This is a genomic window from Pantoea sp. SM3, assembly GCF_000963995.1.
Taxonomy (GTDB): Bacteria; Pseudomonadota; Gammaproteobacteria; order Enterobacterales; family Enterobacteriaceae; genus Pantoea; species Pantoea rwandensis_B.
Genome location: NZ_JZRD01000065.1, coordinates 1 through 14,223 on the forward strand (window position 1 = coordinate 1; position 14,223 = coordinate 14,223).

Consider the following 14,223-nt stretch of genomic DNA (forward strand, 5'->3'; position numbering starts at 1 on the left):
TACTTGCACTGACTACAGCGATGATCATCTTAAACGCCTCATAAAGGCCAGCCCGAAGAGCAAAGCGTTTGCGCCAGGGATGGCGCGGTCGATCTGCATGGATGCGGGGTTCCTTTGCGATCGGGCTTGCCTTTATGGGGCCGTGCACCAGATTTTCAGCAAACCCACCTAACTTTTAAAGAAGAGTGCTTTGGCTAAAAATCTGCGGTTCAGTCGGTCAAGGTGGGCTGTGGCTAAAAACGTGCGGTCCAGTCGACAAAGGTGGGCGTTGCGTAAAGTCGGCGTGAATACATCCCTGTAGCCTCGGACGCCGCATCCCTGCGGCGTACGCTTTACTCAACTGCCCACCTTTGTCTCCTTTATGCAGGCTTGCCGCGATGTTTTTTAATCCTGGACTGAACAGAACTTTCAAGTTTGCGCGGACTACAGCAATGACAGTCTCAATTGCCCCATAAAGGCCAGCCCGAAGAGCAAAGCGTTTGCGCCAGGGATGGCGCGGCCGATCTGCAAGGATGCGGGGTTCCTTTGCGATCGGGCTGGCCTTTATGGGGCTGATCACCGAAACATCAGCAACTCCACCTAACTTTCCCTGAATCTGAGCACTATGGTCATACTTGCACTGACTACGCGATGATCATCTTAAACGCCTCATAAAGGCCAGCCCGAAGAGCAAAGCGTTCGCGCCAGGGATGGCGCGGCCGATCTGCATGGATGCGGGGTTTCTTTGCGATCGGGCTGGCCTTTATGGGGCCGGGCACCGAACCATCAGCAACTTCACCTAACATTCAAAAAAATGAGCGTTAAAACCTGCAACCCCTACCCAACATCCACAAATCTGAACACCAAAAACCGCATCCCCGAATCGGAGCCCCAAAACAAAAAAGGTGCGCAAGTTTGCGCACCTTTCAAAACAAACATGACGCTCACAACTACGAAGTTAAACGCTTAACCGGCGCATTCTTCTGACGATCCCACATTACCGTTAGCAGACGTTGCAAAGCGATAAATGCAAACAACAGAATACCGATGGCGATCTTTGTCCACCAGGAACTCAGCGTGCCATCGAAGTTAATCCATGTCTGAATCAGACCCTGGATCAACACCCCAAACAACGTGCCGAGCACCGTGCCCACACCGCCGGACAACAAGGTGCCGCCGATCACCACTGAGGCAATCGCGTCCAGTTCCACGCCTAATCCCGCCAGGGCATAGCCTGCCGAGGTATAAATCGAGAACACGATCCCCGCCAGCGTTGCCAGGGTGGTGGAAAGCATATAAATCTTGATGGTCGTGGCGCGAGTAGAAACGCCCATCAATTGCGCCGACGTCAGATTGCCGCCGATGGCATACACCTGATTACCAAAACGCGTGCGATGCGCGAGGATAATCCCGCCGATCACTACCACCAGCATAATCACCGCCAGCAGGCTAAGACGCCCACCACCGGGGATCTTCCACGCCAGACTCGACAGTGTGGAATAGAGCGGATGATCGATGGGAATCGAGTTTTCGGAAACCAGATAGCTGCAACCGCGCAGGAAAAACATCCCCGCCAGCGTAATAATAAAGGCCGGGATCTTCAGTGCATCAATCAGCCAACCCATCATGGCGCCGAATAGTGCCCCCATTGCCAGCACAATCGCGAAGGCAAGAATCGGATCGACGTGATAATCACCGATGATTTTCGCCAAAAATACGCCGCTAAAGGCGATAACGGCCCCCACTGACAGATCGATACCGCCTGACAAAATCACAAACGTCATGCCCACGGCGATAATGCCGAGAAATGCGTTATCAGTCAGGATATTGCAGATCACGCGTGTCGAGGCAAAGCCAGGGAACTGACTCAGACAGAACAGATAACCGGCGACAAACACCAGTAGCGTAATCATCAAGGGCAGATGGCGTTTAATCATTTTGGAAGTCTCCCTTTCAGCATGGCGATAAAGCGCGGCGATTGCAGCAACAACACACACATCACCACCACCGCTTTCACCACCTGATTCAGCTCCGGCGGGAAGCCAGACAACAAAATACCGGTATTCATCGACTGAATAATCAGCGCGCCAACCAGCGACAACACCAGATTAAAACGCCCGCCCATCAGCGATGCACCACCAATCACGACGGCGAGAATGGCATCCAACTCCAGCCACAAACCGGCATTGTTGGCATCGGCGCCACGTATATCCGCTGCCACGATCAGGCCCGCAACTGCTGCACACACACCGCTGATCGCATAGGTGGACATCACCACTAACCAGCCATTTACACCGGCATTACGTGCGGCGCGCAGGTTAATCCCCACCGCTTCGATAAACAGGCCCAGCGCGGTTTTTCGCGTCAGCAGCCACACTAACAGTGCCACCAGCAGCGTGATCCACACCGGAACCGGCAGCATCCACAGCGAGCCGCTGCCAAACCAACCGAGGCTGTCGCTGTTAAAGGTCACAATCTGACCCTGAGTAATCAGCTGTGCAATACCGCGCCCGGCCACCATCAATATCAACGTGGCAACAAACGGCTGAATCTTCAGTAGCGCCACCAGCACGCCATTCCATAAGCCGCAGGCAAGGCCGGTGCCAAGGGTGGCGAGGATAATAAAACTCAGGCTGTGCCCCGCAACGGTCAACGTGGCCGCCGTCGCCCCCGCAATCGCCATCACCGCACCTACCGACAAATCAATCCCGCCGGTGGCAATCACCAGCGTCATACCGATTGCCAGTAGGGCAACGGGGGCAGCGCGGTTGAGGATATCAATCGGGCTGCCAAACAGGCGACCGTCCTGGATATGCACCGCAAAAAAATTGTTTGCGACCAGGCTATCCACCAACAGCACCAGAATCAGCGCAACGATTTGCGGCATGCCTGGCGGTAACTTCGGCTTACGCCGTTCAGGTTTTGGATGTGTCATAGGGGATTCAAGCATGTTGTGCTCCTCCATCGGCGATGGCATTCACAATCGACGCCACCGACAGCTGCTCCAGCGGGATTTCAGCTACCTGCTTCAGATCGCGCATGATCAACACGCGATCGGCATAGCCCACCAGCTCTTCGAGTTCAGAGGAGATAACCAGTAACGCCAGTCCATCGGCGCACAGGGTTTCAATCAAACGAATGATCTCGGCATGTGCACCAACATCAATGCCGCGCGTCGGTTCGTCGAGAATTAAGAATTGCGGCTTCGTCACCAGCCAGCGTGACAGCAGCACCTTTTGCTGATTACCGCCGGAGAGTAATTCCACTGGCTGATCGGCATGTGGCGTGCGAATTCCCAGGCTTTTGATAAAGCGTTCTGCGATTGCCTGTTGTTCACGCCGTTTAATCGGACGCAGCCAGCCGCGTTGTGCCTGCAGCGCTAAAATAATATTTTCACGCACCGAAGCCGCACCGATGATGCCGTCGGTTTTACGATCCTCCGGGCAGAATCCCATCCCCAGATGGGAGGCTTTGGCCGGTGTCCGAATATGCTGCACTTTGCCTTTGATGGTGGCAGTGCCTCGATCCGCACGACGGATACCAAACAGCACCTCGGCGGTTTCGGTGCGCCCCGATCCCAGCAAGCCGGCTAAGCCCACTACTTCTCCCGGACGCACCTCGAGGTCGAAAGGTTCGATGGTGCCCTTCTTGCCGTAATCTTTAAATGACACAACCGGTTGATTGCTCTTCAGCGTGCTGCCCTGACGCTGCAAGGCGGTCTCCAGCAGTTCGCGCCCCAGCATCAGTTTGATCAATTCGATTTGCGGCAATGATGCCGTATCACGCGTGGCAATAAACTGGCCGTTGCGCAAAACGGTAATACGATCGGTGATGCGATACACCTGGTCGAGAAAATGAGTGACAAAAATCAGGCTCATTCCTCTGGCTTTCAACTGCGCCATCAGGGTGAACAGCATTTCAACTTCGCTGGCATCGAGGCTGGCGGTAGGTTCGTCAAGGATTAACACCTGAGCGGAGAGATCCACGGCGCGACAAATCGCAATGATCTGCTGCATCGCGACTGAGTAATGGCCCAGGGGACGCGTCACGTCGAGCGCAAAACCGTAGTTGCGCATCAGCGCATCGGCATCACGCACCATACGCTTGCGGTCGATCATGCCAAAGCGGCGCGGCTCGCGGCCGATGTAGAGATTATCTGCCACCGACATATTTGGCAGGAGATTCACCTCCTGATAAACCGTACCGATGCCCATTTGCTGCGCATCGGCAGTATTGTGCGGTGAAATGGTACTGCCATTCAGGGTGATGGTGCCGGCATCCCGGGTGTAAACACCGGTCAGCACTTTAATCAGCGTGGATTTTCCGGCACCGTTTTCGCCCAGCAGCGCCATGATCTCGCCTTTGCGAATGCTGAATGAGACATTATCCAGCGCTTTCACGCCGGGGAAACCTTTGCTGATACCGTTGAGTGTCAGGAGTGCGGATGCATCTGCGGTGCTCATCAGGTTCTACCTCGCCTTACGTCATGAAAAACCGCCCCGAAGGGCGGTTGCGGGGATCAGTAACCCATGCCTTTTTTGGTGTCGAGCTGTGCCTGCGCGGAATCTGGCAGATACAGTTTCGATTCGGTTTTGATGATTTTTGGTGGCATTGTGCCGTCTTTTTTGAATTTCTCCAGCGCATCAAAAGCCGGACCCGCCATATTTGGCGTCAGCTCGACGTTGGCATTGGCTTCACCCGCCAGCATCGCTTTATAAATATCCGGCACACCGTCGATGGAGCCGGTCAGAATATCTTTGCCTGGCTTCAGACCCGCTTCTTTAATGGCCTGAATAGCACCGATTGCCATATCATCGTTATGCGCATACACCATGCAGATGTTCTTGCCGTTGTTTTCCGCTTTGATAAAGCTCTCCATCACCTCTTTACCTTTACTGCGCGTAAAGTCGCCGGACTGAGAACGGATCACTTTAATGTTGTTATGGCCCGCGATGGCGTCGGCAAATCCTTTCTTACGATCGATGGCTACGCTGGCACCCACGGTGCCTTGTAACTCAACCACGTTGCACTTCTTGTCACCGACAGTTTTCACCAGCCAGTCACCGATCAACTTGCCTTCCAGCACGTTGTCTGCGGTCACCACCGCCATGTACAGCGACTTATCTTTCACCACAATGGCGCGGTCTAACAGGAACACCGGAATTTTGGCATCTTTGGCTTCTTCCAGCACCGGTTCCCAACCAGTCTGCACTACCGGCGCGATGAAGATGGCGTCAACGCCCTGCGCGATAAACGACCGCACCGCTTTGATTTGGTTTTCCTGCTTCTGCTGACCATCGGCGATTTTCAATGTGATGCCGCGCTTTTGCGCTTCGCTTTTCGCCACGTTGGTTTCCGCTGAACGCCAGCCTGATTCCGAGCCAACCTGTGAGAAGCCCACCGTCATATCTGCGGCAAGTACCGAAGTACTGAGCGCTGAACTGACCATGGCGGTTAAGAGTAAACGTTTCCACATAATTTCATTCCTCTGAAGGGAGTGTGCTGTAGGGGTACAAAACGCAGATTAAGCCTGGCGTAAAAGTAAAAAAACAAGCGCGACATACCTCACAAAACAGAATGAATTAAAGGAGTTACGAAATTAACTCGCGAAGAAGTCGTACCAGCAATATGGACAATTTGCCTGATATTTATTTCAATGGCGGTTAAATAAATGTAATAAACAGAATCGGTTAGGATGGTGGCTACTGGAAGCGATTACAGACGTTGCGTAAAGAATGGTTATCGAGTGCGGGCAGCAGCAATGATCAGTTTTGTGATTATTCGCACACTATGTGATTTGCAGTTTCAGAGCGTGTACATGAAATTGCTGAACTGTCCGAGATAAATTGACCTGAAAAAGGTTTTATAAGAATGAAAATCAGCACATTAAGCATAAAAAAGAATGACCACTTTCATTTGCGTTTGAGGTGTGAGCTTTTTTCACATCCTGCCGCCTGCCAGGGCTAAATTTGCCTTAATCTCAGTCTGAAATGCGCGTTTAAAATAATGAAATGAGGAAAAAGTGTCTTTTCATGAGCGAATTAGCTCACGTTGTCTGATTTTTGATTTTTTTTAACGCGGGTGTATGGACTCTGGCCGCGTGCTCCCTATACTTGGGCACTTCCCAGTTTTCTATTTTTTAATGGCAATCATGACTGCGCTAGATTACCTGTTGAAATTCCGCAAAGTGAATAATCTTGAGAGTCTGGAAAAACTCTACGACCATCTCAATTATTCGCTGACCGATGATAATGACATCATCAATATGTATCGCGCTGCCGATCACCGTCGAGCTGAACTGGTTTCCGGCGGCCGCCTCTTCGATATGGGCCGCGTGCCAAAATCGGTCTGGCGCTACGTAATGTAATGGGTTTTCCCCACCTTTTTCTGCACTATAGCGTTGTCCATGTCGGGCGTGCCCCGTTTGGACATTCAACGCCTTCTTAATTTCGCTACAGGATCCGCAAGATGACCGAATCGGTAAACCCGCCGCGTATTGCTGGCTGGCTGTTATTGCCGCTGGCCTGGTTGATTATGACGATGCTGACCAGTGCGCTGGTTGTGGCCATGTATCTGAGCCCGTTGTTTGATACAGAATTGCGTACCACGTTGTTCACTCATGCCAGCCAATTGTTCACGCAATGGGCGATTTCCCTGCTCACCGCAGGCGTGGTTTGGATCTACAGCATCTGGGTTTGCTGGATGTTCTGTAAACGTTCGCGCCGTTTACCGCGTCATTACATCCTGTGGTTACTGATGACGATGTTACTGGCGTTGAAAACCTTCGCGTTCACCCCGGTGGCGGATAACAAAGCCATTCAAACGCTGCTGTTGTCACTGCTGGCGGCGGCGGTATTTGTGCCCTACTTCAAACGCTCTCAACGTGTGAAAGAGACGTTTATCCAGCCATAACGGCGCGAGTTTCGTCAGGAATTTAATTCTGAGTGCTCTCAACACCCACACATTTTGTGTAGAGGTTGAGATGCACCTCTCAATTCCGGATAATAGACGCCTTTCGGCTTCCCAGGTTAAAAAATGACCGATTACTTACTTCTCTTTATTGGCACTGTGCTGGTGAACAACTTCGTGTTAGTGAAGTTTCTCGGCCTATGCCCCTTTATGGGCGTGTCAAAAAAATTGGAAACGGCCATCGGCATGGGACTCGCCACCACTTTCGTGATCACCCTGGCGTCGATTTGCGCCTGGCTGGTGAACCATCTGATTCTGGTGCCGCTCGATCTGGTGTACCTGCGTACCCTGGCGTATATCCTGGTGATCGCCGTGGTGGTGCAATTCACCGAAATGGTGGTGCGCAAAACCAGTCCGTCACTCTATCGCCTGCTGGGCATTTTCCTGCCGCTGATTACCACTAACTGTGCGGTGCTGGGTGTCCCTTTACTGAGCGTCAATCTCAACCATACCTTTATGCAGGCTGCGGTCTATGGCTTCAGTGCCTCGCTCGGCTTCTCCCTGGTGATGGTGCTGTTCGCCGGTATGCGTGAACGTCTGGTATTGGCCAACGTCCCTGCGCCGTTCAAGGGCAACTCAATTGCATTAGTCACCGCAGGTTTGATGGCGCTGGCCTTTATGGGCTTTACCGGGCTGGTGAAATTCTAATGACCGCGATTTGGATTGCTATTGTGGCTATTGCTGCGCTGGGCCTGGTTTTTGGCGCCCTGCTCGGCTACGCGTCGCGCCGATTCGAGGTAGAAGAAGATCCGATCGTTGAACAGATCGACAGTATTCTGCCGCAGAGTCAGTGCGGCCAATGTGGTTATCCCGGCTGCCGCCCGTACGCCGATGCCGTGGGGAATAACGGTGAAGCCATTAATAAATGCGCCCCCGGTGGCGAGCAAACCATGCTTAAGCTGGCCGCACTGCTTAACGTTGAACCGCAACCGCTGGATGGCGGTGAGGAAGTGCAGGAACCGATCCGCACCGTGGCCTGGATTGATGAAGCCAATTGCATCGGCTGCACCAAATGTATTCAGGCTTGCCCAGTGGATGCCATCGTTGGCGCCACCCGCGCCATGCATACCGTGTTGAGCGATGTCTGTACCGGCTGCGATTTGTGTGTCGCTCCCTGCCCGACTAACTGTATTGAAATGCGTCCGGTTGCCACGACCACGGCCAACTGGAAATGGGATCTCGAAACCATTCCTGTACGGGTGATCCCGGTAGAAACTCATGCTTAATCTGCTAAAACTGTTCCGCAAAGAAAAACTGTGGGATTTTCAGGGCGGTATTCATCCACCTGAGATGAAAACCCAGTCAAACGGCACGCCGCTAAGCCAGTTACCGCTGCCTGAACAATTCATCATTCCGTTAAAACAGCATATCGGCCATGAAGGCGAGATTTGTGTGTCGCCTGGCGATCACGTTCTGCGTGGTCAACCGCTGACGTTTGGCAGCGGACGCATGCTACCGGTGCACGCGCCGACTTCCGGCACCATCGAAGCGATTGCGCCACATATGACCGCGCACCCTTCGGGTCTGTCCGAGCTGTGTATTTTCCTGCGCGCCGATGGTGAAGACCGCTGGACTACGCTCGACCCGCAACCTGACTTCCGCGCGCTGCCGCGTGAAGAGGTCGTCAAGCGCATCCATGAGGCCGGCGTGGCCGGTTTAGGTGGTGCAGGCTTCCCGACCGCCACTAAACTGCGCGGTGGATTGCGCGGGGTCAAAACCCTGATTATCAACGCCGCCGAATGTGAACCTTACATAACTGCCGATGACCGTCTGATGCAGGACTGCGCGGCTGAAGTGCTGGAGGGATGTCGCATCCTCGCCTGGGTATTGCAGGCAGAGCGCGTGCTGATTGGCATTGAAGATAATAAACCCGAAGCGATTGCGGCGCTGAAGCAGGCTTTGGGCGGTGATCGCGAGTTGCAACTGCGCGTGATACCGACCAAATATCCGTCTGGTGGCGCCAAACAGCTGACGCAGATTCTTACCGGTGTCGAAGTGCCGCACGGCGGCCGTTCCACCGATATAGGCGTGCTGATGCAGAACGTGGGTACCGCATGGGCGGTAAAGCGCGCCATTATTGATGGCGAGCCGATTACCGAACGTGTCGTCACGCTGACCGGCGAAGCCATTGCGCAACCACGTAACGTTTGGGGACGTCTGGGCACGCCGGTGAGCCATCTTCTGCATCATGTGGGTTTTGCGCCAGGTTCGCGGCAGATGGTGATTATGGGCGGCCCGCTGATGGGCTTTACGCTGCCATCACTTAATGTGCCGCTGGTGAAAATCTCCAACTGTATTCTGGCACCGTCTGCCAGTGAGATGGGCAATAACGAAGAAGAACAGTCCTGTATTCGTTGCAGTGCCTGTGCGGATGCCTGCCCGGCGAAGCTGTTGCCGCAACAGTTGTTCTGGTATAGCCAGGGCGGCGATCATGAGAAAGCGCGCGCCCATAACATCGATGACTGTATTGAGTGCGGTGCCTGTGCGTACGTTTGCCCCAGCAATATCCCGCTGGTGCAATATTACCGCCAGGAGAAGGCCGAGTTGCGCGCCATCGATCTCGAAGCGAAACGCACCGCTGAAGCGAAGGCACGTTTTGAAGCGCGTCAGGCGCGTTTAGAGCGGGAAAAACTGGCGCGTGAAGCGCGTCATGAAGAAGCTAAACAGCGGGTGGCACGTAGCGATCAGGGTGAACGTGACGCGGCGATTGCTCGCGTGAAGGCGCGTGCCGCCAAAACACCAGAACAGGAAACCACCGAGCGTGAGGCTCGCCATGCGCAGGCGTTAGCTCAGCAGGCGGAAAAACAGTCAGAGACGCAGGCGCTGAGCCGCCAGTCTGGCGATCCGCGTAAAGCGGCGGTTGAAGCCGCCATTGCGCGTGCTAAAGCGAAGAAAGCGGCTGCGGCTGGTGAACAAGTGTCTGAGCTTGCTGATGCAGCCACAGCCGCTGAAGTTGATCCACGTAAAGCGGCGGTTGAAGCCGCCATTGCGCGCGCTAAGGCGAAAAAAGCGGCTGCCGCAGCTCTGCCGACTTCTGAATCTGCTAACGCACCACAAGCACCTGAGCCTTCTGATGCAGCAACTGCTGCAGAAGTGGACCCGCGTAAAGCGGCAGTAGAAGCGGCCATTGCCCGAGCCAAAGCTAAGAAGGCAGCGGCAGCAGCTGAGCAGATTTCTGAATCTGCTGATGCAGCACCTGCCGCTGAAGTCGATCCACGCAAAGCTGCGGTTGAAGCCGCCATTGCCCGGGCCAAAGCGAAGAAAGCGGCTGCGGCAGCTGAGTCGACTTCTGAATCTGCTGACGCAGCAGCTGCAGAAGTGGACCCACGTAAAGCAGCGGTTGAAGCCGCCATTGCTCGAGCTAAAGCGAAGAAGGCTGCGGCGGCAGCTGAGCAAATTTCTGAACCAGCTGACGCAACACAAGCGTCTGAACTTACTCACGCAGCACCTGCTGCTGAAATCGATCCGCGTAAAGCAGCGGTTGAAGCCGCCATTGCGCGCGCTAAAGCGAAGAAAGCTGCGGCAGCTGCCGAGCAAGCTTCTGCATCTGCTGAAGACGCGCCTGAATCATCTTCTGAAGTGGAGGCTGCTGCCTCTCCTGACTCCGCCGACCCACGTAAAGCGGCAATTGCTGCCGCGGTCGCCCGTGCCAAAGCGCGTAAAGCGCAGCAGCAGCCTTCGACGACTGAGGAATAAATGGCTTTTCGTATTGCAAGTTCTCCTTATACCCACAACCGCCGCAGCACTGGCAACATCATGCTGCTGGTGGTGCTGGCTGCGCTGCCGGGCATGGCCGCGCAGTGGTATTTCTTTGGAGTGGGTTTTCTGATTCAGGTATTGCTCGCCACCGCCACTGCGTGGATCACCGAAGGCGCCATTTTGCGTCTGCGCAAAACGCCAGTGGTGCCGACACTCTCGGATAACTCCGCACTCCTCACCGCGCTGCTGCTGGGCATCAGCCTGCCGCCGCTGGCGCCCTGGTGGCTGGTGGTGATTGGCACCGTATTTGCCATTGTCATCGCGAAACAACTGTATGGCGGTCTGGGTCAAAACCCTTTCAATCCAGCGATGGTCGGTTATGTGGTCTTACTGATCTCCTTCCCGGTGCAGATGACCAGTTGGTTGCCACCGGATTCCTTACAATCCATCAAACCCGGTTTGCTCGATTCTCTGAGCATGATTTTCACCAACCATACGCTGGCCGGTGAGACCATGCAGCAGCTACAAATCGGCGTGGATGGCATGAGTCAGGCCACACCGCTGGATACCTTTAAAACCGGCCTGCGTGCCGGGCACAGTGCTGAGCAGTTACTGGCTGAGCCGATTTATACCGGCGTGCTGGCGGGATTAGGCTGGCAGTGGATTAACCTCGGCTATTTGCTGGGTGGCATGCTGCTACTGGCGAAGAATGCCATTCGCTGGCACATCCCCGTCAGTTTCCTCGTATCGCTGGCGTTCTGCGCCACTCTTGGCTGGTTGTTCTCGCCGGAATCGCTCAACTCGCCACTGATTCATTTGTTCTCCGGGGCGACCATGCTCGGCGCGTTCTTTATCGCCACCGATCCGGTCACCGCCTCGACGACTAACCGTGGTCGTCTGGTTTATGGTGCACTGATTGGTTTGCTGGTGTGGCTGATTCGCAGTTTTGGTGGTTATCCAGACGGTGTGGCCTTCGCGGTTCTGTTGGCGAACATTTGCGTACCGCTGATTGATTACTACACCCAGCCGCGCGTTTACGGCCATCGCAAGGATTAAAGATGTTCGATGCTATTCGAAAAAATGCTGTAACGCTGGCGGCGTTTGCGGTAATCACCACCGGTGTGACTGCTGTGGTGAACTATGTCACCAAGCCCACGGTGGAGCATCAGACGGCACTGCAGCAAAAGAACCTGCTCGATCAGGTGGTGCCCACCGATTTGTATGACAACCATATTCAGCAAGAGTGTTTTCTGGTCACCGATGCGGCGGCATTAGGCAATAACCAGCCGCATCATCTCTATCTGGCACGTAAAGGTGACCAGCCTGTCGCGGCGGCGCTTGAGACCACCGCGCCAGACGGCTATTCTGGTGCAATTCAGATGCTGGTCGGTGCTGATTTTCACGGCAAAGTATTGGGCGTCCGTGTGGTGGAACACCATGAAACACCTGGCCTGGGTGATAAGATCGAACTGCGTATTTCTGACTGGATCAATAGCTTTAACGGCAAAGTGGTGCACGGTGCCGACGACAAGAACTTTGCGGTGAAAAAAGACGGTGGTGAATTTGATCAATTTACCGGCGCCACTATTACTCCGCGTGCGGTGGTCAATGCCACCAAACGCACCGCACTACTGATTGAAACGTTGCCAGCGAAGCTCTCTTCGCTGCCTGAATGTGGAGATGCACCATGAGTGAAGCGAAAAACCTGCTGGTTGGCGGCCTGTGGAAAAATAACTCCGCATTAGTGCAGCTGCTGGGTCTGTGCCCATTGCTGGCCGTGACCTCAACCGCCACTAACGCCCTCGGCCTAGGCCTGGCCACCACCTTAGTGCTGACCATCACCAATAGCGCTATTTCGGCTTCGCGTCGTTGGGTGCCGGCTGAAATCCGCATCCCTATTTACGTGATGATCATCGCTTCGGTGGTGAGCTGTGTACAGATGCTGATTAATGCTTACGCTTATGGCCTGTATCAGTCATTGGGCATCTTTATTCCCCTGATCGTGACCAACTGTATTGTGGTGGGCCGCGCTGAAGCGGTGGCGTCGAAAAGCAGCATCCCGCTCTCCGCGCTGGATGGATTTGCCATTGGCATGGGCGCGACCTGCGCGATGGTGACGTTAGGTTCGATTCGTGAGTTGATCGGCAGTGGCACGCTGTTTAATGGCGCGGACCAACTGCTGGGGCCGTGGGCTAAAGCACTGCGCATTGAAGTCTTTCATTTTGATTCACCGATGTTGCTGGCGATGTTGCCGCCAGGTGCGTTTATCGGTTTAGGTATGCTGCTGGCGGGTAAATACCTGATCGATCAGAAAATGAAGCAGCGCGCCGCCCTGCGAGCATCGGAACCTGAAATCGCGCCGCAAGGCGAAACCGGGAAGGCCGTGTGAACAAGGATAAGCGGCTGCAAATTCTCACGCGCCTGCGTGATGATAACCCCCATCCCACCACGGAACTGAATTTCAGTTCACCGTTTGAGCTGTTGATTGCGGTGCTGCTCTCGGCACAAGCGACGGATGTCAGCGTCAATAAGGCCACCGCAAAGCTCTATCCTGTGGCCAACACCCCTGCTGCGGTGCTGGCGTTAGGCGTGGATGGCGTGAAGGAATACATCAAAACTATCGGCCTGTTTAATAGCAAAGCGGAGAATGTGATCAAAACCTGCCGCATTCTCATCGAACAGCATGGTGGCGAAGTCCCGGAAGATCGCGCGGCATTAGAAGCCCTGCCTGGCGTCGGTCGCAAAACCGCTAACGTAGTGCTGAATACCGCCTTTGGCTGGCCAACCATTGCGGTGGATACCCATATTTTCCGCGTCAGCAATCGCACCCGTTTTGCGCCCGGCAAAAATGTCGAAGAAGTCGAAGACAAGCTGATTAAAGTGGTGCCATCCGCTTTTAAAGTCGATTGCCACCATTGGTTGATCCTGCACGGCCGCTACACCTGCGTGGCACGCAAACCGCGCTGTGGATCTTGCCTGATCGAAGATTTGTGTGAGTTTGACGCTAAAGAGTCTTAGTGTCCTCCAGGGCTTCAGCCACGGCTCCCATTGAGAGACTGACTCCGTCGCCAGCGCGCGAAGATGGTTCTTATCCGCACCGCAGGTGTTAATCAGGGATTGCAGGGTCATGAGTCTTCCTCGCTGACAAAGGTTTCATCCGGCACGTCCTGTGTGTCACTGATAATGAAAATATCGTTCGGGAGCGTGAAGTTGCGCAGCTTCTGCAGCGCCAGTGGCCCCTCACCCGCTTCGGTGCGCAGAATGTAGTTCAGCGGGCGACCGTCGGGAGCCTGCCAGGTGAGCTGCCAGCTGCTGCTGATGCCCGGATTGGCGCTGACCCGGGCTTTATCCAGCAGGCGAATCCAGCCCCAGCTGCCCGGCATGTCGCCGTACTGGCGGGTGCCGGCCTTCGTGCTTATCCAGCTCAGCGATGCGCCCGGCGCTTCGGTGTCGGCAGGCCAGGTAAAGCGCTTCCACACCGGCTGCTGATTCATGTACGTGAGCTTCTGACTGTCGATAATCAGGTCAGTCTGCATCACGTCTGCGGCCGTACCGGGACGCAGCTCAAAGTGCAGC

At 54.6% G+C, this 14,223-nt stretch carries 14 protein-coding genes; 9 read left to right on the forward strand and 5 right to left on the reverse strand.

Annotated features, from left to right (window positions below; translation table 11 throughout):
- Positions 1–929: 929 nt before the first annotated feature.
- The 4 genes from yjfF to ytfQ are packed head-to-tail and all read right to left on the reverse strand — an operon-like array spanning position 930 to position 5,455.
- Positions 930–1,916, reverse strand: a complete 987-nt coding sequence (yjfF, locus tag VI01_RS24285; protein WP_038647220.1) for a galactofuranose ABC transporter, permease protein YjfF — start codon at positions 1,914–1,916, stop codon at positions 930–932.
- Positions 1,913–2,929 (reverse strand): galactofuranose ABC transporter, ATP-binding protein YtfT, encoded by a 1,017-nt coding sequence (gene ytfT / locus VI01_RS24290; protein ID WP_045816965.1) that lies wholly within the window; start codon positions 2,927–2,929, stop codon positions 1,913–1,915. Before ytfT ends, yjfF begins: the two co-directional genes overlap by 4 nt.
- Positions 2,922–4,442 (reverse strand): galactofuranose ABC transporter, ATP-binding protein YtfR, encoded by a 1,521-nt coding sequence (ytfR, locus tag VI01_RS24295; protein WP_045816966.1) that lies wholly within the window; start codon positions 4,440–4,442, stop codon positions 2,922–2,924. The genes ytfT and ytfR overlap by 8 nt, the downstream gene beginning before the upstream one ends.
- 56 nt (positions 4,443–4,498) lie before the next feature.
- Positions 4,499–5,455: a galactofuranose ABC transporter, galactofuranose-binding protein YtfQ gene (ytfQ, locus tag VI01_RS24300; RefSeq protein ID WP_045816967.1), complete on the reverse strand. Its 957-nt coding sequence runs from the start codon at positions 5,453–5,455 to the stop codon at positions 4,499–4,501.
- A 675-nt stretch (positions 5,456–6,130) separates the two neighbouring features.
- On the opposite strand from ytfQ, the gene ydgT reads away from it, so the two are divergent.
- The 9 genes from ydgT (at position 6,131) to nth (ending at position 13,665) form a co-directional block, all read left to right on the forward strand.
- Positions 6,131–6,346 carry a transcription modulator YdgT gene (gene ydgT, locus VI01_RS24305; RefSeq protein WP_038647227.1) on the forward strand — a complete coding sequence of 72 codons (216 nt, stop codon included), beginning with the start codon at positions 6,131–6,133 and terminating at the stop codon, positions 6,344–6,346.
- A gap of 101 nt (positions 6,347–6,447) precedes the next feature.
- On the forward strand, positions 6,448–6,891 hold the full coding sequence (locus VI01_RS24310; RefSeq protein ID WP_045816968.1) for a DUF2569 domain-containing protein: 444 nt from the start codon (positions 6,448–6,450) through the stop codon (positions 6,889–6,891).
- Positions 6,892–7,014: 123 nt separating this feature from the next.
- Entirely contained in the window at positions 7,015–7,596 is a 582-nt protein-coding gene (rsxA, locus tag VI01_RS24315) for an electron transport complex subunit RsxA (RefSeq protein ID WP_034827413.1), read from the forward strand.
- Positions 7,596–8,174: an electron transport complex subunit RsxB gene (gene rsxB / locus VI01_RS24320; RefSeq protein ID WP_045816969.1), complete on the forward strand. Its 579-nt coding sequence runs from the start codon at positions 7,596–7,598 to the stop codon at positions 8,172–8,174. The genes rsxA and rsxB overlap by 1 nt, the downstream gene beginning before the upstream one ends.
- On the forward strand, positions 8,167–10,644 hold the full coding sequence (gene rsxC / locus VI01_RS24325; protein ID WP_045816970.1) for an electron transport complex subunit RsxC: 2,478 nt from the start codon (positions 8,167–8,169) through the stop codon (positions 10,642–10,644). The genes rsxB and rsxC overlap by 8 nt, the downstream gene beginning before the upstream one ends.
- Positions 10,645–11,703 (forward strand): electron transport complex subunit RsxD, encoded by a 1,059-nt coding sequence (gene rsxD / locus VI01_RS24330; protein ID WP_045816971.1) that lies wholly within the window; start codon positions 10,645–10,647, stop codon positions 11,701–11,703.
- A 2-nt stretch (positions 11,704–11,705) separates the two neighbouring features.
- Complete coding sequence (rsxG, locus tag VI01_RS24335; RefSeq protein WP_045816972.1) at positions 11,706–12,338, forward strand: electron transport complex subunit RsxG; 633 nt, start codon at positions 11,706–11,708, stop codon at positions 12,336–12,338.
- Positions 12,335–13,036: an electron transport complex subunit E gene (locus VI01_RS24340; RefSeq protein WP_038647235.1), complete on the forward strand. Its 702-nt coding sequence runs from the start codon at positions 12,335–12,337 to the stop codon at positions 13,034–13,036. Before rsxG ends, VI01_RS24340 begins: the two co-directional genes overlap by 4 nt.
- Positions 13,033–13,665, forward strand: coding sequence for an endonuclease III (gene nth / locus VI01_RS24345; RefSeq protein WP_045816973.1), 633 nt, complete (start codon positions 13,033–13,035; stop codon positions 13,663–13,665). Before VI01_RS24340 ends, nth begins: the two co-directional genes overlap by 4 nt.
- Positions 13,666–13,772: 107 nt before the next feature.
- Here nth and VI01_RS24350 read toward each other — a convergent pair.
- Positions 13,773–14,223 (reverse strand): type VI secretion IcmF C-terminal domain-containing protein (locus tag VI01_RS24350; protein WP_045816974.1); only part of this gene is annotated, 451 nt, incomplete at its 5' end.

Bases quoted from the DNA above. Each gene is read 5' to 3' on its own strand.
- VI01_RS24340 (WP_038647235.1), top strand. From the start codon at position 12,335: ATGAGTGAAGCGAAAAACCTGCTGGTTGGCGGCCTGTGGAAAAATAAC.
- ytfQ (WP_045816967.1), bottom strand. From the start codon at position 5,455: ATGTGGAAACGTTTACTCTTAACCGCCATGGTCAGTTCAGCGCTCAGT.
- rsxC (WP_045816970.1), top strand. From the start codon at position 8,167: ATGCTTAATCTGCTAAAACTGTTCCGCAAAGAAAAACTGTGGGATTTT.
- ydgT (WP_038647227.1), top strand. From the start codon at position 6,131: ATGACTGCGCTAGATTACCTGTTGAAATTCCGCAAAGTGAATAATCTT.
- rsxB (WP_045816969.1), top strand. From the start codon at position 7,596: ATGACCGCGATTTGGATTGCTATTGTGGCTATTGCTGCGCTGGGCCTG.
- rsxA (WP_034827413.1), top strand. From the start codon at position 7,015: ATGACCGATTACTTACTTCTCTTTATTGGCACTGTGCTGGTGAACAAC.
- rsxG (WP_045816972.1), top strand. From the start codon at position 11,706: ATGTTCGATGCTATTCGAAAAAATGCTGTAACGCTGGCGGCGTTTGCG.
- ytfT (WP_045816965.1), bottom strand. From the start codon at position 2,929: ATGCTTGAATCCCCTATGACACATCCAAAACCTGAACGGCGTAAGCCG.
- VI01_RS24310 (WP_045816968.1), top strand. From the start codon at position 6,448: ATGACCGAATCGGTAAACCCGCCGCGTATTGCTGGCTGGCTGTTATTG.
- yjfF (WP_038647220.1), bottom strand. From the start codon at position 1,916: ATGATTAAACGCCATCTGCCCTTGATGATTACGCTACTGGTGTTTGTC.
- rsxD (WP_045816971.1), top strand. From the start codon at position 10,645: ATGGCTTTTCGTATTGCAAGTTCTCCTTATACCCACAACCGCCGCAGC.
- ytfR (WP_045816966.1), bottom strand. From the start codon at position 4,442: ATGAGCACCGCAGATGCATCCGCACTCCTGACACTCAACGGTATCAGC.